General features: G+C 45.9%; 20 protein-coding genes. 12 read left to right on the forward strand and 8 right to left on the reverse strand.

What is annotated here, in order from left to right; all coding sequences use genetic code 11:
- Positions 1 to 28: 28 nt before the first annotated feature.
- Positions 29 to 2,431 (reverse strand): glycoside hydrolase family 3 N-terminal domain-containing protein, encoded by a 2,403-nt coding sequence (locus tag DYU05_RS08390; RefSeq protein WP_117382995.1) that lies wholly within the window; start codon positions 2,429 to 2,431, stop codon positions 29 to 31.
- Positions 2,432 to 2,708: 277 nt separating this feature from the next.
- Here DYU05_RS08390 and DYU05_RS08395 point away from each other — a divergent pair, with 277 nt between their 5' ends.
- The 3 genes from DYU05_RS08395 (at position 2,709) to DYU05_RS20905 (ending at position 3,868) form a co-directional block, all read left to right on the forward strand.
- Positions 2,709 to 3,059 (forward strand): DUF2147 domain-containing protein, encoded by a 351-nt coding sequence (locus tag DYU05_RS08395; RefSeq protein WP_165852025.1) that lies wholly within the window; start codon positions 2,709 to 2,711, stop codon positions 3,057 to 3,059.
- Between the two features lie 64 nt (positions 3,060 to 3,123).
- Complete coding sequence (locus DYU05_RS08400) at positions 3,124 to 3,582, forward strand: DUF2147 domain-containing protein (RefSeq protein ID WP_165852026.1); 459 nt, start codon at positions 3,124 to 3,126, stop codon at positions 3,580 to 3,582.
- Positions 3,551 to 3,868 carry a hypothetical protein gene (locus DYU05_RS20905; RefSeq protein ID WP_133300200.1) on the forward strand — a complete coding sequence of 106 codons (318 nt, stop codon included), beginning with the start codon at positions 3,551 to 3,553 and terminating at the stop codon, positions 3,866 to 3,868. The genes DYU05_RS08400 and DYU05_RS20905 overlap by 32 nt, the downstream gene beginning before the upstream one ends.
- A 4-nt stretch (positions 3,869 to 3,872) precedes the next feature.
- Here DYU05_RS20905 and DYU05_RS08410 read toward each other — a convergent pair whose 3' ends face one another.
- The 3 genes from DYU05_RS08410 to DYU05_RS08420 form a co-directional block, all read right to left on the reverse strand.
- Positions 3,873 to 4,448, reverse strand: a complete 576-nt coding sequence (locus tag DYU05_RS08410; protein ID WP_117382502.1) for a YceI family protein — start codon at positions 4,446 to 4,448, stop codon at positions 3,873 to 3,875.
- A 119-nt stretch (positions 4,449 to 4,567) separates the two neighbouring features.
- Complete coding sequence (locus tag DYU05_RS08415; protein WP_205771821.1) at positions 4,568 to 5,299, reverse strand: alpha/beta fold hydrolase; 732 nt, start codon at positions 5,297 to 5,299, stop codon at positions 4,568 to 4,570.
- A 390-nt stretch (positions 5,300 to 5,689) separates the two neighbouring features.
- Positions 5,690 to 6,883 (reverse strand): ROK family protein, encoded by a 1,194-nt coding sequence (locus DYU05_RS08420; RefSeq protein WP_117382504.1) that lies wholly within the window; start codon positions 6,881 to 6,883, stop codon positions 5,690 to 5,692.
- Between the two features lie 258 nt (positions 6,884 to 7,141).
- On the opposite strand from DYU05_RS08420, the gene DYU05_RS08425 reads away from it, so the two are divergent.
- Positions 7,142 to 8,038 carry an N-acetylmuramoyl-L-alanine amidase family protein gene (locus tag DYU05_RS08425; protein WP_117382505.1) on the forward strand — a complete coding sequence of 299 codons (897 nt, stop codon included), beginning with the start codon at positions 7,142 to 7,144 and terminating at the stop codon, positions 8,036 to 8,038.
- Positions 8,039 to 8,103: 65 nt separating this feature from the next.
- On the opposite strand, the gene DYU05_RS08430 is transcribed toward DYU05_RS08425, so the two are convergent.
- Positions 8,104 to 8,679: a hypothetical protein gene (locus tag DYU05_RS08430; RefSeq protein ID WP_117382506.1), complete on the reverse strand. Its 576-nt coding sequence runs from the start codon at positions 8,677 to 8,679 to the stop codon at positions 8,104 to 8,106.
- Positions 8,680 to 8,826: 147 nt separating this feature from the next.
- On the opposite strand from DYU05_RS08430, the gene DYU05_RS08435 reads away from it, so the two are divergent.
- Positions 8,827 to 9,918, forward strand: a complete 1,092-nt coding sequence (locus DYU05_RS08435) for a Gfo/Idh/MocA family protein (protein WP_117382507.1) — start codon at positions 8,827 to 8,829, stop codon at positions 9,916 to 9,918.
- A gap of 95 nt (positions 9,919 to 10,013) precedes the next feature.
- Here DYU05_RS08435 and DYU05_RS08440 read toward each other — a convergent pair whose 3' ends face one another.
- Positions 10,014 to 11,252 carry an ABC transporter permease gene (locus tag DYU05_RS08440; protein ID WP_262511253.1) on the reverse strand — a complete coding sequence of 413 codons (1,239 nt, stop codon included), beginning with the start codon at positions 11,250 to 11,252 and terminating at the stop codon, positions 10,014 to 10,016.
- A 59-nt stretch (positions 11,253 to 11,311) separates the two neighbouring features.
- Between DYU05_RS08440 and DYU05_RS08445 the strand changes: the two genes are divergently transcribed.
- The 5 genes from DYU05_RS08445 (at position 11,312) to DYU05_RS08465 (ending at position 15,008) form a co-directional block, all read left to right on the forward strand.
- Entirely contained in the window at positions 11,312 to 12,559 is a 1,248-nt protein-coding gene (locus DYU05_RS08445) for an exo-beta-N-acetylmuramidase NamZ family protein (RefSeq protein WP_235853974.1), read from the forward strand.
- 45 nt (positions 12,560 to 12,604) lie between these two features.
- Complete coding sequence (fmt, locus tag DYU05_RS08450) at positions 12,605 to 13,525, forward strand: methionyl-tRNA formyltransferase (RefSeq protein WP_117382508.1); 921 nt, start codon at positions 12,605 to 12,607, stop codon at positions 13,523 to 13,525.
- Between the two features lie 90 nt (positions 13,526 to 13,615).
- Positions 13,616 to 14,407: a DUF3050 domain-containing protein gene (locus tag DYU05_RS08455; RefSeq protein ID WP_117382509.1), complete on the forward strand. Its 792-nt coding sequence runs from the start codon at positions 13,616 to 13,618 to the stop codon at positions 14,405 to 14,407.
- Between the two features lie 78 nt (positions 14,408 to 14,485).
- Positions 14,486 to 14,725, forward strand: coding sequence for a hypothetical protein (locus tag DYU05_RS08460; RefSeq protein WP_117382510.1), 240 nt, complete (start codon positions 14,486 to 14,488; stop codon positions 14,723 to 14,725).
- On the forward strand, positions 14,709 to 15,008 hold the full coding sequence (locus DYU05_RS08465; RefSeq protein ID WP_117382511.1) for a type II toxin-antitoxin system RelE/ParE family toxin: 300 nt from the start codon (positions 14,709 to 14,711) through the stop codon (positions 15,006 to 15,008). The genes DYU05_RS08460 and DYU05_RS08465 overlap by 17 nt, the downstream gene beginning before the upstream one ends.
- A 3-nt stretch (positions 15,009 to 15,011) precedes the next feature.
- Here the strand turns inward: DYU05_RS08465 and DYU05_RS08470 are convergent, their stop codons facing one another.
- Together DYU05_RS08470 and DYU05_RS08475 are read right to left on the reverse strand one after the other, a co-directional pair.
- Positions 15,012 to 15,848, reverse strand: a complete 837-nt coding sequence (locus tag DYU05_RS08470; protein WP_117382512.1) for an aminotransferase class IV — start codon at positions 15,846 to 15,848, stop codon at positions 15,012 to 15,014.
- A 99-nt stretch (positions 15,849 to 15,947) separates the two neighbouring features.
- On the reverse strand, positions 15,948 to 16,985 hold the full coding sequence (locus DYU05_RS08475) for an RluA family pseudouridine synthase (protein ID WP_117382513.1): 1,038 nt from the start codon (positions 16,983 to 16,985) through the stop codon (positions 15,948 to 15,950).
- 147 nt (positions 16,986 to 17,132) lie between these two features.
- Here DYU05_RS08475 and DYU05_RS08480 point away from each other — a divergent pair, with 147 nt between their 5' ends.
- Together DYU05_RS08480 and lat are read left to right on the forward strand one after the other, a co-directional pair.
- A complete protein-coding gene (locus DYU05_RS08480) occupies positions 17,133 to 18,023 on the forward strand; it encodes a 1-aminocyclopropane-1-carboxylate deaminase/D-cysteine desulfhydrase (protein WP_117382514.1) in 891 nt (296 codons plus the stop codon).
- A 276-nt stretch (positions 18,024 to 18,299) separates the two neighbouring features.
- Positions 18,300 to 19,631 carry an L-lysine 6-transaminase gene (gene lat, locus DYU05_RS08485; protein ID WP_117382515.1) on the forward strand — a complete coding sequence of 444 codons (1,332 nt, stop codon included), beginning with the start codon at positions 18,300 to 18,302 and terminating at the stop codon, positions 19,629 to 19,631.
- The last annotated feature ends 142 nt before the right edge of the window (positions 19,632 to 19,773 follow it).

The following is a 19,773-nucleotide window of genomic DNA, read 5'->3' on the forward strand; positions in this document are numbered from 1 at the left end:
AACTTAGTTAAGCTACACCTCTAAGTTGTTACTCTACTATAAATTCTTTTTTCAGCTTTATATCCGCAGATGAAGCACCAATCATCGCTGTAAAAGTTCCGGGTTCAACCGTCCAGTTCATGTTCTTATCCAGCAAAGCGAGATCGTCCGGGTGCAGAGTAAACGTAACGGTTCTTTTTTCACCCGGGTTTAGCGTAACGCGTTCAAAGCCACGCAAGTCGTACTCGTAAGTGGTAACGCTGCTAATGTTATCTTTAAGGTAAAGCTGCACCACATCATCGCCTTTGCGCTGCCCGGTATTGGTTACATCTACCGTTACCGTAACATCGCCTTGTGTAGCACCTTTTTCCGGCGATACCGTCAGGTTGCTGTATTCGAACTTTGTGTAACTTAAACCATAGCCAAAAGGATATAACGCACCATTTACACTTGTTTTACCCCACGCGTTAGCGCCACCCTGCCCAGCTTGGGCATTGGGTTTTGTTGGAAAGTTAAACTCAATCTGCCCGGTGCTTTTTGGGAATGTTATGCTGAGTTTACCGCCGGGGTTGTTATCACCAAACAGGGTTTCTGCTACTACACGCCCGCTCTGTACGCTTGGGAACCATGCCTCCAATATGGCCGGCACATACTTGTTTTCCCAGTTTACGGTCAACGGCTGCCCATTTATCATCACCATTACCACAGGTTTACCTGTAGCCTGCAATGCCTGGATCAATTTAAGCTGGCGGCCCGGTAAGTTAAGGCTCGTGCGGGAAAGGCTCTCGCCTACCCTGTCTACATCTTCACCCACAACGGCTATAACCACATCTGATTGCTTTGCTTGTGCCACGGCAGAATCGATCCCCGCCTGTTCAGCGGCGGTAAGTGGCGTTTCTATTATCTCGCTTTCAGGCCAGGTAGCGTCAACTATATTGCAGCCTTTAACGTAGTTCACCTTCGTGTCCTTACCAACATAGTTGCGGATGCCATCTAAAACTGAAACTATTGGATTGTGTGATGGACCGTAACGGCTTATGGTATAGTTACTTTCCGCAGCGAGCGGGCCTGTAACCAGTATATTCTTCAGCTTGCTTTTGTCAAGTGGTAAAAGGTTACCTTCATTTTTCAGCAATACCATGCTTTCGCGATTCATCTTTAGGCTCATCTCCGCGTCCGCGGCAGTGTGCACCAGCTTGTCTGCCGCTTTAGGATCCTTTACGTAGGGATTGTCGAATAAGCCAAGCCTGAACTTCACCCTAAGTACATCCGCAACGCGGCTGTCTATAACCTTCATGGACATTTTATTCTCTTTTATCAGCTCCCGCAAGGGCAGTATAAAGGTTTGCGGCATTGTGAAGTTAGTGCGCACGTTTAGCCCTGCTTCTACAGCTTGCCTTACGGCTTCCTTGTAATCGCCTGCAACTTTATGTTTAGAGAACAGGTATTCAACAGCCTCACTGTCAGACACTACATAACCCTGAAAGCCGAACTGCTGCCTCAGCAACTCGGTAAGAAAGTAGTAGCTGCCGGTGATTGGAACACCATCCCAGTCGTTATAGCTGCTCATTACCCCCATTGGATGTGCCTCCTGTATTACCCTGCGGAAAGGATAAAGGTACAGCTGGTGCATTTCACGTGGTGCCACATGCGGATCGGTACGTGCGGCGCCGTCCCTCCCACCTTTTGGTACGCTGTAAACCGCAAAGTGCTTTAAAGTTGATGCGGCGCCTTCCTCCTGTATGCCCAGCGTCATCTGTTTACCCATTTCAGCAATCAGGAAAGGGTTTTCGCCGTAACATTCTACTACGCGCCCCCACCGCTGATCACGTGCAGGATCAAGTATTGGCGCATAAACGTTCGTATAACCCAGTGCCCTTGCCTCTCGCCCAACTGTTCTACCGGCCTGACGTACAAGCCGTTTATCCCATGTGGACCCTATACCAATGGGTGCAGGCAGCGGGGTTGCCCTATCGTGGTTAAGGCCATGTATCCCTTCATTGGTAAAGTCGACAGGAATGCCCATGCGCGTTTCCTCAACAAACCACTTTTGTACGGTATTTATAGCAGAAGCATGTTTGCTGAACGGATAAGAATATTGCGTTGGTGCATCATCCGTATGCGACGTTAAATTATTAAGCTCCTCATCAATGTTAGCTATACCATCTTTCCAAATCTCTGTTTTCCAGCGATCTACTGGCATTTCATCTTTCAACACCCTTTTGTAACCATACAGGGTGGCCATTTGGCAAGTCTTTTCGTCAACTGTCATTTGGCTAAGCAGGTCAGTAACGCGCTTTTCTATATTCTGTGACGGGTCTTCAAAAATGTCCATGCGTCCATTTTTGTTAAAGTCTACCCAGCCTTTGTGGTATATGTTTGATTTTTGCTGTGCAGATGCGGAAAACGAAAGCGCAAGTAGCGGCAGGCCCAGCCAGGCAGATCTTTTCATAAAGGATAATGTATTGGTTACGTTTTTCAAATATATGATAAACCAAAAGCTGCCATACAATTCCAGGGCAGAGAAATCACTATAACGTTTTCGCTCCATTGCTTTAAATTGACAAGCTTAGCAAACAATCACTCATATTTGCGTTATTGTGTAAGCTTAACAAAAGCTGAAAAACATCCATATGCGCCACCTCTCCATTCTTTTGCTCTTTGTATTTTGTTCGTTTAAATCTGATTGTCAATCAATTGACAAAGCTGATGCTATTTGCGGTAAATGGATGTCTGCAGAAAAGAACCTGGCAGTGGAAGTGTACCGCGTACAGGGCACTTACAAAGCCAAGATCATCTACTTCACGGGAGGCGTTACCAGGGACAAACCGATGGAAACCATCACCGATAAAAAAAATCCCAACCCTGCACTTCGTGAGCGCAAAGTATTAGGATTGAACGTGTTGGAAGGACTTACTTACAACGGTAATAACTCGTGGGAGAACGGCACCATCTACGAGGTGCAAAGCGGTAAGTACTGGAACGCAGCAGCACATTTAGATACAAACGGCTTACTTAAGGTAAAGGGTTACTGGCATGTAAAGCTTATAGGTAAAACAATGGTATTTAGACGGATGTAAACGCATACTCACTGCTGCAGTTTACTGGCACTGCTATTGCAACATGGTTGAAAAACATGACGTTATGATGGCAAATAAACTTTTATGCAGCTTTTTAGCATTTGTGTTTTACAGTGGTACTGTTTACCATACAAACAATGTAGCCGCCGCAGACCAAATATGCGGCAAGTGGCAAAGCCAGGACAAAAACCTTGTTGTACAGATATTTAAAGAAGACGAAGCCTTTAAGGCCAAGATAATATGGTTTGACAATGGTGAAGGCGAGCAAGCCATGCATACCTTTACAGACAAATACAACCCAAACCCTGCCCTACGTACCCGTAAAGTATTGGGGATGAACGTACTGGAGAACCTGGAGTACAGCGCTGATACTGACTCTTGGGAGAACGGAATTATTTATGATGCCTCCAGCGGGAAGCATTATAACTCTTGCGCAAAAATTAATAAGGACGGGTCACTTAACGTAAAAGGGTACTGGCACTTTAAGTTTATTGGCAAAAGCATCCGGTTTAACAGGATGTAAACCGACCTGCTACTGGCAAAACAGTGTCAGCACTTTGCTCAATTTATTTTTGCATCTTGTACCCGCTTTTGCCTTAAGCACCCAAAATGAGGTGATTTTCATGAGCAAAAATCTGCAAAAACCACACTTTTTTAATAGCGTTAGTACGTCATTTAAAAACATAAGACCGTCAGCTGCAAAATCAGCAGATTTTTGCAATCGACCGGAAATTTTGATGATCAAAAACGCTTCAACAAAAAAGGCTGCCGCCCGGATGGGACAACAGCCTTTTGAATATATCACTTAAAAAATTATTGTTTCAGGAACTCGCCGTTTGCAGTAAGTTCAACCTCGTCGCTCAGCATTGGTGCGCCGTATTTGCTGCCGAAACCAAAGTCGCTACGTTTGATAGTACCGGTTACTTTAAAACCAGCGTCAGGAGCTTTGGTCATTGGGTTGGTGATAGTACCACGGTAAGCCATGTCCAAAGTTACCGGCTTGGTAACGCCATGTAAAGTAAGGTTACCTTTCAACTTGTATTTGTTTGTACCTGCAGGCGCAATTGAAGTGCTGGTGAAAGTTAATGCAGGGAATTTCTCTACGTCAAAAAACTCAGCGCTTTTCAGGTGACCGTCACGACGTTCGTTGTCGGTGTTTACGGTTGCAGTGTTAGCAGTAAAGCTAACTTTAGCATCGCTGAAATCCGGCTTTGCAGCTACTATAGTAGCATCAAAATCTTTGAATGATCCGTCAACGTCAGATACCGCTAAGTGGGTAATAGTAAAGGTTACGCGTGAGTGTGCTTTGTCAACTTTCCAGGTGCTTTGGGCAAATACAGCAGTCTGCATCAGCAAACCAGCGGCTAAAAGGATAAGAGGTTTTTTCATTTCTTTTTGTTCTATTTAATGTTGGTATTTTGTTTACGCCTCAAAGATAAATACGGTTGCCGCAATTCAAAATAAAAAAGATGTTGCAACATCTTTTTTGAATGAGCTATGACAAAGCACTATCTGGAGAAAAACTGATCTACCTTTTTGTTAAACTCGGCGGCGTGTTCTATCAGCGTGCTATGGCTCGAGTTCTTCACTATCCAAAGCTCCGACCCGGGAATGTTCTTTTGTACCAGCCTGGTATGTGCATCCGCAATAACGTCGTGGTCGCCGGCAATTATAAGGGCCGGGCATTTTATCTGCTGTAGTTGTTCCAGTTTAATGTTGGGCTGGTTCCAGTCCAGTAAGAATATCTTCCAGGAATTTCTTTCAGCCGGCGTTTTCCAAACGGTGTTCTTGTTCTCGTTGTATTGTTGCTGGCTTTCCTTCCACAGGTCGCCGGCAAACGCGGTAGAATCAGGTGTAATGTTGGCGCCTGTAGCTGCCAGGCTGATCACCTTTTCCGGGTGCCTTATCGCCATTAGCAAGGCATTAATCCCGCCGTCGCTCCAACCCAGTACGTGTGCTTTTGGTATGTGCATCGTATCCAGCAGGGCCGCAAAATCATCTGCCATTTGTTCAAACGTTAAAGAGTCGCTTGCATCTGCAGATTTCCCGTGCGCGCGGCTATCTACCAGTATCACCCGGTATTTTTTTGCAAAGTAGGGCACGTTATCGGTAAAAGCACTCATGTCGCCGCCGTTGCCGTGTATCATCAGCAAAGGTTTACCGGTGCCGTACTCTTCAACGTAAAGCTTTATACCATTTATGTTGTAGTACTTGCCTGCATTACTATTTTTACCGTACATAATTTTTTGTTTACAGCCAAGCACGAGCAGTAGCTGAGAGATAAGCAGAAGGGAGAGAAATTTTTTGAGGGGCATTGAATTGCTGGTTAACACTTTAACTTAAAAGACAGGCCCTAATGTAACACAATAAGCCATAAGCGCAAACAAATATGCGTTACAGCCAAAAAGAAGGTATTATTTCGTAAGTACTGCGATTTTTGTCGTCACGTGTAACACCATGTACTTAAACTAGTGGCTTATAAATCTGCCATAAAGTTAAATATTCATAATGCCTGCCCTACTCAAATGCTAATGACAAGTATTTTGTTCAGACAGCTTTAAGCATACACATCTGGGCTGGTTACCTGAACCTAAAAAGAAAAATGCGGTAGTTAGTACGGTTTTGTAATTCTAAACCCGTTCTTTATCAAAGTTCTCCATCACCAGCACGGCAGCGCCTATCAGTTCGGCATCAAAGCCAAGGGATGATATCAGCAGTTCGGTACCGGATGCCAGCCTGGGGATACAATATTTATGCAAAGCCTGTTGTATGGGTGCAAGCAGTATTTTGCCCACTTTAGCGCCCCGGCCGCTTAATACAATGTTGGCCGGGTTCATAATGTGGATGAGGATAGCCAGGGCCTTCCCTATTTTGTATCCCGCGTCAGACAATAGCTCCAGTGCAAACTGGTCCCCATGATTGGCGGCATCCATTAATGCATCGCCCATCTGTTTAAAGTTGCCCTTGGTAGTTTTAAGGCTGGTTACCCGGCCTTTTCTAATACCATCTTCGGCCTGCTCGGCCACTACCAGCATGGATGCTTCGGCTTCCAGGCAGCCGCGTTTTCCGCAGGTACACAAAGCACCGTCGTCAGACAGGGGTATGTGGCTCAGCTCACCCGCAAAACCGTTATAACCGCGGAAGATCTTACCGTCTATGATCATCCCCAAGCCTATACCCCAGCCCAGGTTTATCACCATTACTTCCTGCTGCGCCTTGGCAATACCAAACTTTTGCTCAGCAAGGGCTATCAAACTGCTGTCGTTATCAATATAAGTGCTTATGCCGGTTGCCTCGGTAAGGTAAGCGCTAAGGCTTTTGCCGCCTGCATCAAGGTAGGTGTAGTTTATGCCCTCAATGGCATTTATAAACCCGGGCATACCTATGCCGGTGCCGGCTATCTGGTTCTTGGGGATACCGCTGGCTTCTATATAATCGTTTATGCTGTTTACCAGCGTAGGCAGTGCCTGTTTGTTGTTGTGCAGCTTTATGTCAACCGTAAGCAGATCCGCCACGGGGTTATTCTGCAGATCGATAAGTTGCAGGCGCGATGAAAGCTGATCCATAGCGATGGACAGGATGTACATCGCTTTTGCATTAATGGCATACATCAGCGGCCTGCGCCCGCCGCTGGAAGGCGCGTAACCTTCCTCAACAACAAAGCCTTCTTTTATCAGCTCGTTTATTGCTTTGGTTATTGAAGGGATGCTTTTATCAAAAAGCTGGCTCAAACCCGCGCAAGACATAGCTTTATCAAAATACAACCGTTTAACGATCATATTTTTTAGCCAGCTACCCTTAACACCACTACTTTTTAGTTCCATTAAAATATTCTACGCGCCCTGTTATTAAAGTTGGAGGCAATTTAATTGGTTAAAATTATAAATAAAGCATTAAAGTGCAACAACGTGCCGGGCTAAACGTACAAATCGGCAATATTCGTCAGTAATCGGTATCTACGCTTATAAAACACTTTTAAGGATCCGGGGGGTATACTGCTTAAACCCGTTGGGGCGTTGTCAGTCTTATCAAACAAAAGGGCGCGTAAGTGCTTTATTGGTTACTTAGTATTTTAAACGTTAATGCTTATATATAAATCTGTACAAACGCCGGTATACACCTTTAAAACAATCGTATATCTTTGCGCCATGTTTTTTAAGCAACTGTTAAAAGCTGCATTGTTCGCCTGCGCTGTTCTGTTTATTGCTGTCCTGTCGCACAAGGGCGCACATGCGCAAAGTGCTTCTGCCGGCAGGCCCGATGATTCCGCAAGTTCGTTCAGGTTCAAAACCATTGTTATTGATGCCGGCCACGGTGGTAAAGACCCGGGTGCGCATGGCGCTTACTCCAACGAAAAAACCGTTGCCTTAAGCATTAGCAAAAAGCTGCGCGATGCTATAAACGACCAGTTGCCCGGCGTAAACGTGGTAATGACCCGCAGCACCGATCAGTTTATAGAACTGCACCGCCGGGCTAACATTGCTAACGAAGCTAAAGCCAACCTGTTTATATCTATACATTGCAATTCTTCGCCGCAGCGCGTGGGCACCCGCAGGGGCGTGCTGCTGCTGCTTTACGGTTTTCACCGCAAGCAGGAACAACTAGAGGCCATACGCGAGAACGCGTCTATCTACCAGGAAAAAGATTACCAGAAAAAATATAATGGCTACGGCGAAGATGCTGCCGTGAATGCAATTGTGCTGGCCGCATTCCAGCAACGCTACCGCAAACAAAGCGTACGTTTTGGCGACCTGCTGAACACGGAGTTTAAAGAGACTGACGGCCGCGCCAGTGGTGGCGTAATTGAGCAAGGTGTACTGGTGCTACAGCAAAGCGGTATGCCCGGCCTGCTGATTGAAACCGGCTACATTAACAACCCCGATGACGAAGAATACCTAAATTCTGCCGCCGGGCAAAACGAGATAGTACAATCCATTATCAGGGCGATAAAGAAGTATAAGGCGAGTATAGGGTCGTAATCGATTTCAAGCTGAACATCCGGGTATCTGTCCGCACCAGCACAACACAGAGCCGCTGGCAGTTCTTAACAGTACTTCCTTTCAATATCAGCTGCAAATTGTCTAAGCTCAGGATCTCTGGACTCGTCATTTGCAATTTTTTTTACCAGGTCCATGTGCTTTTCTTTGTTATACCAGATGAGCCCTAATAGACATTCTACATAGGTCAGGAAAAAGTCGTCGTGTTCTTCCAACTTTTTCAATTGTATCTTTTCAGCTGCGTCGGATTGATGGAACTTCAACAAACCCGCCGCTTTCCACGCCAATTCTCCAGGGCTGCCTGATATCCAGTCACCCAACTTTTCTACCAGATTTTCGGGAGTAATAAATTCCAGGTCTTCGGGGCTTTCGTCTACTAATTCTACAACAGCAAATAGGAAATCACTAAGCCAAACATCGCCCTTTTTAGATAAACTAATTGTTTGAAGAAGCGGCTCTATAAAATCTTGCCCCTTTAAACTAACTAATAAAGATGCAAAGCGATTTGTATCGTTTATACTTGAAGGTGTAGCAATCAAGGTTTTCAACTCTTCCTTAAATGCATCGTGATTGTCAACCATCAAATCGTAAGCGATTTCTAATTTTTGATTTATATCTGTCATTACTCGTAAAGCTAAAAGTTTAGATGATTAATATAAACATGTGTGCAATTCACTTCACGTCGTAAAACCGTTCCTATTTTCATTTAAACCTTTCTTTCATAGTCGCTTTCATTTAACTTTGAGGTAAACCGTTTACAAGACCTCAATATGAAAAGCAATAACATCACCCGTCGTGGGTTCATCCAAAAAAGCGCGCTTGGTGCAGGCGCCGTAATGCTTTCGCCTGTGTTAACGGCACTGGCTGTCGATAAACGGATGGGCATAGCCCTTGTAGGCCTCGGCGGTTACGCAGGAGGGCAACTTGCTCCTGCGCTGCAGCAAACCAAGAACTGCTACCTGGCAGGACTGGTAACCGGCACGCCGTCCAAAGCGGAAGCATGGGGCAAAAAGTACAACATCCCTCAAAAGAATATTTACAACTACCAGAACTTTGACGAGATAGCCAAAAACCCCGATATAGATATTGTATACATAGTGTTGCCGGTAAGCATGCACAAGGAGTTTACCATACGTGCCGCGCAGGCAGGTAAACACGTTATCTGCGAAAAACCGATGGCGCTTAACGCTGCAGAGTGCCGCGAGATGATAGCGGCCTGTAAAAAAGCAAACCGTCTACTTTCTATAGGTTACAGGCTGCACTTTGAGCCGCACACCCTGGAGGTGATGCGCCTCGGCCAAAAAAAGGTGCTTGGAAAGGTAACGGAGATTGACAATGGCAATGGCTTTACTTATCGCGGCGACCCAAACGCCTGGAGGCTGAAAAAAGCACTGGCAGGCGGTGGTGGTTTAATGGACATGGGCATTTATGCCATACAAGGCGCCCGTTATACCCTTGGCGAAGAACCCATAGCGGTAAAAGCCACACAGGAGAAAACAAGGCCGGACTTTTTTAAAGAGGTTGATGAGACCATTTACTGGGAGCTGAAATTCCCGGGCGGGGCAAAATCAACCGGCAAAAGCAGCTACAATAATGACTGGGGTTACCTGCATGCCAAAGCAGAACACGGAACATTTGAGCTGGAGCCGGCATACGGCTACGGCGGGCTGGATGGTAAGGTGAACGATAAACCCATGAACATCCTCAATATAAACCAGCAGGCGGCCCAAATGGATGATTTTGCAACATGTGTACGGCTTAAAAAACAAAGCCGCGTGCCCGGTGAAGAAGGCTTGAAAGACATGAAGGTTGTTGATGCCATTTACCGCAGCTTAGACAGCGGCAAATGGGAGAATGTTTAAAAGATAAGGTGGTGGGTTTCCCCTCTTGAGAGGGGGTAGGGGTGTGTTAATGAAGCGTAACGTGACCTCGTAACCGAAGTTTAAAAGGTAAACCTCTACTTAAATCTTATTGCCTTAACAGGCGATATTTTAGTAACCAGCATACTTGGGATAATAAGCACTAACAAGCAGACGAACAGTGTGCCTATATTAAGCAGTATTACGTCTGTCCACACGAACTTAATAGGCACAAAACTCATGTAGTAACTTCCCGGATCCAGCTTAAAGAAATGGGTAGCCTGCTGAAACAATCCGAGGCCCACACCAAGTGTGTTGCCCAGCAGCAATCCAAAGCCTATCAGGTAAGCCGCGTTGTACAGGAATATCTTCTGGATGGTCCAGTTTCGGGCGCCCATAGCCTTAAACATGCCTATCATTCCGGTGCGCTCCAGTATCATAATTAGTAATGCTGATATCATATTTATCACCGCAACGGCCGTCATCAGCACCAACATCACCACCGTATTAACATCCAGCAGGCCGAGCCATTCGAAGATGGTGGGATAATTCTCTATTAATGTGTGCGACTTAAGTATGATAGGCAGCTTTACGTCTATCCAGTCAGCCGTTACAGTTATCTTGTCGAAATCATCAGTTCGCACTTCATACCCACCAACTTCGCCTTTTGTCCAGTCATTCAACCGGCGCACCAAGTCAAGTTTACCTATTACAAAGGTTTTGTCCACCTCATCTACCCCAATGCTAAATATACCTGATATCTTGAATTTACGCTTGCGTGGCGGGTCCTGCACAAAGTACATCAGCAAGGCATCGCCAACCTTCAGCTTAAGGCGGTCGGCCATCTTCTGCGATATCATGATCTGCTCGGTAGCGTCTTTAAAATCTATCACTTTACCGGCTACAAGCACCTTGCGTATATAGGCCCAGTCGTAGGTGCTGTCTACGCCTTTCATTACCACACCTTCTATCTCATCATTAGCTTTGATGATGCCCGGCTTTGTAGCAAAAGCGTTAATGCCCCTGATGTGTGTGTTTCCTTTTAGCCTGCTCAGCATGTCCGGCGGAGGGATGAACGAGGAGTTTTCGTAGGAGTTATTAAGGTCCGATTTGATGATCTGGATATCGCCTGCAAAGCCACGCACTTTTTCGCGTATTTCCTGCTTAAAACCGCGGATAACAGCTATGGAAAGTATCATAACACCCAACCCCAGCATAATGCCAATAATGGCAATACGCACAATAAGCTTGGAGAACGTACGCTTAGACTTTAAGGTGATACGACTTGATATGAACCGCGCGAAACTCAATGCAGATGTTTTTTGGTACCTTCGCAAATATGCGTTTTTAAGGTTAAACATACTGCCTTTAAATTTGTCTTTTAGCTGATTGAATTATGATGAATATAAAGTTGTTGTTACCGGCTGCCCTGGTTTGCTCGCTGGCTTTCCGCTGCCCCAACCCACCTCAAGCCGCAGAAACCGGCATGATGGCAATGGCTGACACTGCTGCTAAAGCAGAAACAGCCGCTGCTGCGCCCATACCTGCCGCTGACCAGGTATCTATGTACCTGAACTACCTAAAAGGTAAGAATGTTGGCATGCTGATCAACCAGACATCAGTGATTGGTTCGCGGAAAGTACCTGTAGTAGACAGCCTGCTAAGGCTCGGCATTACGGTGAGAAAAATCTACGGGCCTGAGCATGGCGTAAGAGGAAACGCTGCAAACGGCGCTACAATTGACAATAGTATCGACCCTGTCACCAAGCTCCCGGTGATATCCCTTTACGGAAAGCACTTTAAACCCACACCTGCAGACCTGAAAGGCATAAACCTGATGGTATTTGACGTGCAGGACGTAGGCACCCGATTTTACACCTACATATCTACCCTTCATTACGTAATGGAAGCGTGTGCCGAGAACAATATAGAACTGGTAGTGCTGGACAGGCCAAACCCCAATGGCTACTTTGTAGACGGGCCTATTCTTGACACTGCTTTCCGCTCTTTTGTGGGAATGCACCCCATACCCGTTGTACACGGCATGACCATAGCCGAATATGCCCAAATGATAAACGGCGAGGGCTGGCTTAAAGGCGCTATAAAATGCAAGCTTAAGCTATTTAAAGTAGCCAACTATACCCATGCCACGCCGTATGTGCTTCCGGTGAACCCGTCGCCAAACTTGAATTCGGCACAATCCATATTGCTTTACCCGCATATTTGCTTTTTCGAGGGAACCAACCTTAGCCTTGGCCGCGGCACTCCGGATCCGTTTCAGGTAGTGGGTAGCCCGCTGCTTAAAGGCAAATACAGCTATTCGTTTAAACCGGTGAGCATACCGGGTGTAAGCGACAATCCTCCGCTTAAAGATCAGGTTTGCTACGGCATTAGCTTAAAAGATTACAATACCGATACCCTGAGGAAAACCGGAAGGCTTAATTTAGCATGGCTGATAAAGTTTTACAAGGATTACCCGGATAAGGAACACTTTTTTATTCCTTACATCGAAAGGCTGGCCGGCAGTAAAAAACTGAAGGAACAGATCATTGCAGGTAAAACTGAGGCGGAGATCCGCCAGAGCTGGGAACCCGGTTTATCGCAGTTTAAGGCTACGCGTGCCAAGTACCTGCTTTACAAATAGCGCCATCGGTTCCGTTTTTTTGAATACGCTTTATCTAATATACAGATGAGAATAATTTTTATGGGTACCCCCCAGTTCGCAGTGGCATCGCTTGATGCCTTAATTACCGGAGGATGCGATGTAGTGGCAGTAGTAACTGCGCCTGACAAACCAGCCGGCCGCGGCCAGAAAGTGAACCAGAGCGCCGTTAAACAGTATGCTGAGGAGAACGGCTTAAAAGTGCTGCAACCCGAGAAGTTGAAGAACCCTGAGTTCCTGGCAGAACTGGAGGCACTGCAAGCCGACCTGCAGGTGGTGGTTGCGTTTCGCATGCTGCCGGAGGTGGTGTGGAACATGCCGTCAAAAGGCACCATAAACCTGCATGCTTCGCTGCTGCCGCAATACCGCGGTGCAGCCCCTATAAACTGGGCCATCATCAACGGCGAAAAAGAAAGCGGTGTAACTACGTTCTTCCTTAAACATGATATCGACACCGGTGACATCCTGTTCACCGAGAAAGTGACCCTAACAGGCACCGAAACGGCAGGCGACCTGCACGACCGCCTGATGAACAAAGGCGCAGGACTACTGGTAAAAACCGTTAAGGCAATTGAAAGCAGCCGCTACAGCGAACATCCGCAATCGCAGCTTGCCGATGGCATCGAACTAAAACATGCCCCCAAAATATTCAAAGAGGATTGCCTGATCAACTTTGATAATCCGGCCGAAAAGGTGTACAATCTTATCCGAGGGTTAAGCCCCTCGCCTACCGCTTACACGGTGTTAAACGATAAAATACTTAAGGTATACTACGCCACTTTCAACCTCGAAACGCATAACCTGCAGCCCGGCAACTACGTTACCGATAATAAAACCTACTTGAAATTTGCCGCGCAGGATGGCTTCATAAGCGTTACAGATATCCAGCTGGAAGGTAAAAAACGCATGGGTGTGGAAGACTTTTTGAGGGGCGTAAAGCTCACGTAAACAGTATTACATTTTTGCGTAAGAAATGACATTTAGTGAATTAATGCCTCGGCTTTTTTGCTTTAAGTTTGCCGCCGTTATTCACATCTTATGGCAGCTACAAATCCTTACATACTACAGTTACAACAGGAGATCACCCCATTACGCGCGCAGCTTTTAGCACACCCGCTTTATAGCAGCATTATTAACCTTCCGCGCCTGCAGTTATTTATGCAGCACCATGTTTTTGCAGTTTGGGATTTTATGTCTCTGCTTAAATCGCTGCAGCAAAAACTTACCTGCACCGCAGTGCCATGGATGCCGGTTGGCAATGCGAATACCCGTTACCTCATCAATGAGATTGTTACCGGTGAAGAAAGCGACATAGATGCTAATGGAATACGAAGCAGCCATTTTGAGCTTTATTTAAAGGCTATGGAGCAGGCTGATTGCAATACCCGTGGTATAACCTCGCTTTTTGAACAGTTAAGCAGGAATGCGGATGTATTTGAAGCAATTAACAATGCAGAAGTACCGCCGGTTGCCGCAGAGTTCATGACCCATACTTTTCAAGTGATTAATACCGGCCAGAGCCACGTAGAAGCCGCGGTGTTTACTTTCGGCCGTGAAGATTTAATCCCCGGAATGTTTATAGAAATGGTTAAAGGCCTGAACAACCAACTACCCGGCAAGGTTGATATTTTGCTATACTACCTGGAGCGCCACATTGAAGTGGATGGCGACCACCATTCACACCTTGCCTACGAAATGACTGCTGAACTTTGCGGCAACGACGAGCAAAAATGGCAAGAGGCAACTCTGGCAGTAAAACATGCACTACAGGCAAGGCTAGCTTTGTGGAACGGCATACAGGCGGAAATTGATGCTGAACTCGTTGCTTAACGATATATTGAGATTACGTTCTAAGTTTGGGATGGTTTTGTAATTGCTCTATTTGATTAAAATCGTAACTTTATTACTATGAAAATCAAAGAGCTCAAATTGGAATTTCACGCCCTTATAGATCAAATTAATGATCCACTACTGATTGAGCAGTTCTACAATGCGATGAGTCGTGCTCAACAGTCTGAAGGTGGTTTATGGGCTTCCCTAACTTCAGAACAACAGCAGGGAATTTTGGAAGCTTACGACGAGAGCAACGACGATCAGAACTTAATTCCCCTTGATCAAATTAAGGCTAAATATGCCAACTGGTCTTAAGGTCTTCTTTACCAAAACGGCAGATCAGGACTTTTCAGATATTCTTTCTTATATCAAACGTGACTTCGGAGCTAGTGCAGCACAGAACTTTAAATCCCTGGTACTAAGATTCGCCGATATTATTGAGGTCTTCCCTGAAATAGGTTCTTTAGAACTGCACGATAAAAACATAAGAGGTTTGGTAGTGCATGGCAGATTGAAAATATTTTATCGAATTACCCCTAAGAGAATAATTGTTCTGCGCCTGTTCGATACCAGGCAAAATCCAGAAACGAAGTTCTAATTCTCAAAGTTTATTCAACTCGTCCATCAGCCCTTTGCTAACACGGTTAAAGTAGCGTTTTACACCGTAGCCCATAACCCATTGTATACCTTTGGTGGCGTTGGTCAGGAACACCTCGTCGGCTTCGTTTAATATCTCCGGGCTTATCTGTGCTTCGGTAACGGGGATGTTGTTCTCTTTGGCCAGGTTTATCACCACCTGCCGCATTACTCCCTCTACACATCCTTCGCTTAATGCCGGGGTGTACAGGTGGTTTTGATACCAAACAAATATGTTGGACGCACCTGCTTCACATAAAAAGCCTGATGCATTCAGCAAAAATACCTCATCGAGCCTGTTTTGCTGTTTAAACATAGCAGCCATTACATATAGCAGCGAATTGCTGCTTTTTATGTTGGATAAAAAGTTAAGAGGTTTAAGCAGTTCGCTGTAGATGTCCATTATCAGCCCGCGCTCGTTTAAAAAATAGCGTGGCTCATCAATCCCGGTCATTTCCAGGCAGTAGCCCATTTTGTTCTGCGTGGGTGTATACAAACCTTCTGCATCCCGGTAAACGGTAAGGCGTATGCGGCCGTGCTTTATTTTATTGCGGCGCGCAAGCTCTTCTACTTTATCCTTTAAAAACCAGCTGTCTGCCTGCGAGTAGCCGTCTATTTTCAGCGCTTTCATACCGCGTTGCAGCCGCTCGGCGTGCAGTTCGGCAAATTGCAGTTTGCCTTTCATCAGGCGCATGCTCTCAAACAAGCCGTCTCCATACTTAAAACCACGGTTAGTTATGGTAAGCAGCTGGGTATCTGCCGGGTGTATCTCACCATTAAAATTTATGTAAACAGGTGGCATTTAAACTTGAACGTGAAGACAGGTAATTGAATTGTTTAATTGAACGATGTTGTATTTGGCTTAAACGATGGTTTGCTGTATTTGTTCTGTAAAGCCTGGCTAAGTTGACTTTTCTGTGTCGGTATACTTTCGCCACTTGGCCAGTACGGATTCAAAATCATCAGGTAGGGCTGCCTCAAATAATATAGGTGTTTTTTTTGTTGGGTGCTTAAAACCCAGCGACTGCGCGTGCAGGGCCTGCCGCGGCATCATTGCGAAACAATTATCTACAAACTGGCGGTACTTGTTAAACACAGTTCCCTTCAATATTTTGTCGCCACCATAGGTAGCATCGCTGAACAACGGGTGACCAATATGTTTCATATGGGCACGTATCTGGTGGGTGCGGCCTGTTTCCAGCTTACATTCTATTAAGGTAACATAACCCATTCGCTCCAGCACTTTGTAGTGCGTTACAGCCCACTTTCCTTTTTCAGGATCATCATATATCGACATCACCCTGCGGTCGTTGTAGCTGCGGCCTATGTAGCCAGTAACGGTACCGTCCTCTTCCAGGTCGCCCCATACCAAAGCAATATATTTCCGGTCGATGGTGTGCTCATAAAACTGGCGGGCAAGGTAGCTCATGCTGCGCTCGTTCTTGCTGATGAGCAAGAGGCCCGATGTATCTTTATCTATCCGGTGTACCAGCCCGGGCCGGCCATCGTTACCGGGCATAGTAGGCAATTGCTGAAAATGGAACACCAGCGCGTTCACCAGTGTACCGGTATAGTTATTATAACCGGGGTGGACCACCATACCTGCCGCTTTGTTCACAATAAGCACATCATCGTCCTCGTAAACAATGTTAAGCGGAATATCTTCAGGGTAAACTTCTGTATCGCGGGGTGGGTGCGGCAGCACAACGGATATTACATCCTGCGGCTTTACACGGTAGCTTGCTTTAATTTCTTTGCCATTTACCAGCACGTTACCGGCATCTATGGCGTTCTGTATGCGGTTACGCGAGGCATTTTCAACGCGGTGCATCAAAAACTTGTCTATACGCAGCAACGATTGCCCCTTATCAACTACTACGCGCAGGTGTTCGTACAGGTCCTGTTCGTCGCTTTCAATAAGAAGTTCGTCTTCGCTCATCCGGCAAAAGTAAGTAAAAGCACATTAACCTAAAAACCCCTAATTACCTCCCCTAATCTTTGTTAAAGAACAAAATCCAACCGACTTTATCGTTCTGTTGGGAAATCAATCGTGGGTATGTAAAACACAAGTCCTACTTTCGTCCTTATGGATATCCGCTTAGATATTTACAGCCCGGTACAAGAACTCAGCGATAGCTTATTTGAGGATAAAGGCGTCCGGGTGTTCATTAAGCGCGACGACATGATCCACCCTGTTATATCGGGTAACAAATGGCGCAAGCTTAAATATGTACTGCAACAGGCACGTATCGAAGGTAAAACGCACCTGGTAACGTTTGGCGGGGCATTCTCCAACCACTTGCTCGCCACCGCGGCAGCTGCCGCAAAGTTCGGCTTTAAATGCACCGGCATTGTACGCGGTGAAGACGTGCAGAACGACACCTTGTTTATGTGCCGCTTGCACGGCATGCAGCTCATTTTTACCGACAGGGACAGCTACGGCGACAAACAAGCCCTGTTCAGCAAGTATTTTGGAGATAATGCTGAAGCATTCTTTATTGATGAAGGTGGTGCATCCGCTCTTGCTGCTAAAGGATGCAGCGAGTTAGTGGCCGAACTTACCGACAATTATACAGACATATTCTGCGCTTGCGGAACAGGCACAACTGCGGCCGGTATTATTAACGGGATTGCAGAGAATGGACTACCTGCACACTTTCAGGCTGTGCCGGTATTTAAGAACGGTGGCTTTATACGGGATGAGATAGACCGATATTTACTATTGCCAGCCACTTACAGCTTGCATGCCAAATACCACTTTGGTGGCTATGCTAAAACCACGCCCGAACTGACCAGCTTTATACAAACTTTTATTTCCAGTACAGGCATTATCATAGACCCGGTTTACACCGGCAAAATGCTGTATGCCATTTACCAGCTTATAAAGGAAGACCGATTTGCCGCAGGCAGTAAAATACTTGCCATACACACCGGCGGCATATGGGGATTGTTGGGGATGAAGGACAAGTTTTATTGATGCAACCAGCTGATCCCGTCCGCCGTTGATGGTTATTAACCGTATAATTATATCAAAGCAACTTGCCTGCAATTAGGCAATCGTAGGTATTGTTTATACCCCCGCAACGACGATTTTCATTGTCGCTCTACATAAAAAATTGATGTACCCGTTTGCAGAACGGTTCAAAAAACAGGTTTAGTTTATTTAAAGTTACTTTTTCGCCAATCGGTTCAAAAACCTTTAAATTATTGTTTTTAAGGCGGTTTTGTTAGATTTGTGTAAACGCATAATCCTATGAATACCTTGCAGATCACCCCACAGAACGTACACGAAAGATTGAGCAAACACATCCTGGCGGATGGCTTCGATCTTATTTTTGATATGGAAAAAAGCCGCGGGGTACACATTTACGACTCGCGGAATAACCGTACACTGCTGGACTTTTTCACCTGCTTTGCATCGGTGCCGTTAGGATACAACCACCCCAAAATGCTGGGCGACGAAGGTTTCAAAAAGAACCTGCTGCTGGCTGCACTTACCAACCCCTCTAACTCCGATATTTATACCGAACAATACGCTCAATTTTTGGAGACCTTTTCGCGTGTGGGCATACCCGATTATTCGCCACACGCCTTTTTCATTTCGGGCGGCACATTGGCTATTGAGAACGCGTTGAAAGTAGCGATGGACTGGAAGGTGCAAAAGAACTTTGCAAAGGGCCACACCAGCGAGAAGGGTCACAAAGTGCTGCATTTTGAGCATGCCTTTCACGGCCGCTCAGGCTACACCCTCAGCTTAACCAATACACAGCCGGTAAAAACAAAGTGGTTTGCCAAGTTCGACTGGCCACGTGTATCACTTCCTGAAGTGTACTTCCCGTTAGATGAAAAGAATATTGCCGACCTGGAGCAAAGGGAACAGAAATCCGTTGCGGAAATACGGAAGGCATTTGCAGATAACCCGGACGATATTTGCGCTATAATAATAGAGCCTGTACTATCTGAAGGGGGCGACAAACACGTACGCCAAGTGTTTTTAGAACAACTGCGCCAATTGGCCGACGAATACGAAGCTTTGCTGATATACGACGAGGTACAAACAGGCGTGGGACTTACCGGCAAGTTTTGGCTTCACCAGCACTTTGGCGAGAACGCCCGGCCGGACATAATTGCGTTTGGAAAGAAAATGCAGGTATGCGGCATATTGGCCGGCCGCAGGATAGACGAGGTTGAAAACAACGTTTTCAAAGTATCATCGCGCATTAACTCAACATGGGGTGGCAGCCTGGTAGATATGGTGCGGTCGGCTAAAATAATGGAGATCATAGAAGAAGACAACCTGTGCGACAAAGCAGCTGAAAATGGCGCGTACCTGCAACAGAGCCTTTTAAAAGTAGCAGAAGAAAATCCGCTGGTTACAAACGTACGTGGCAAGGGCTTATTAACCGCCTTTGATTTACCCAGCGCGGAAACCCGCAATGCGTTTATAAATCATGGCCTTGAAAATAATATTATGTACCTGGGTTGCGGCGAACGCAGTATAAGGTTCCGACCGGCGCTGATAATTGAAAAAGAGCACATAGATGAGGGCCTTAATACCTTGCGAAATATCCTCCCATTACTTTAATATAATGTAATAATATTGCTACACCCCACCGTTTAACCGCTGGGGTGTACTTTTTTAAAATTAAATATACTATTATCGCAACCTCACGTTATCTATAATATTATTAATTATTAAATAATGAGCACCTCTCACCACGCTCATT

Origin of the sequence: Mucilaginibacter terrenus (genome assembly GCF_003432065.1) — a bacterium.
Lineage (GTDB): Bacteria > Bacteroidota > Bacteroidia > Sphingobacteriales > Sphingobacteriaceae > Mucilaginibacter > Mucilaginibacter terrenus.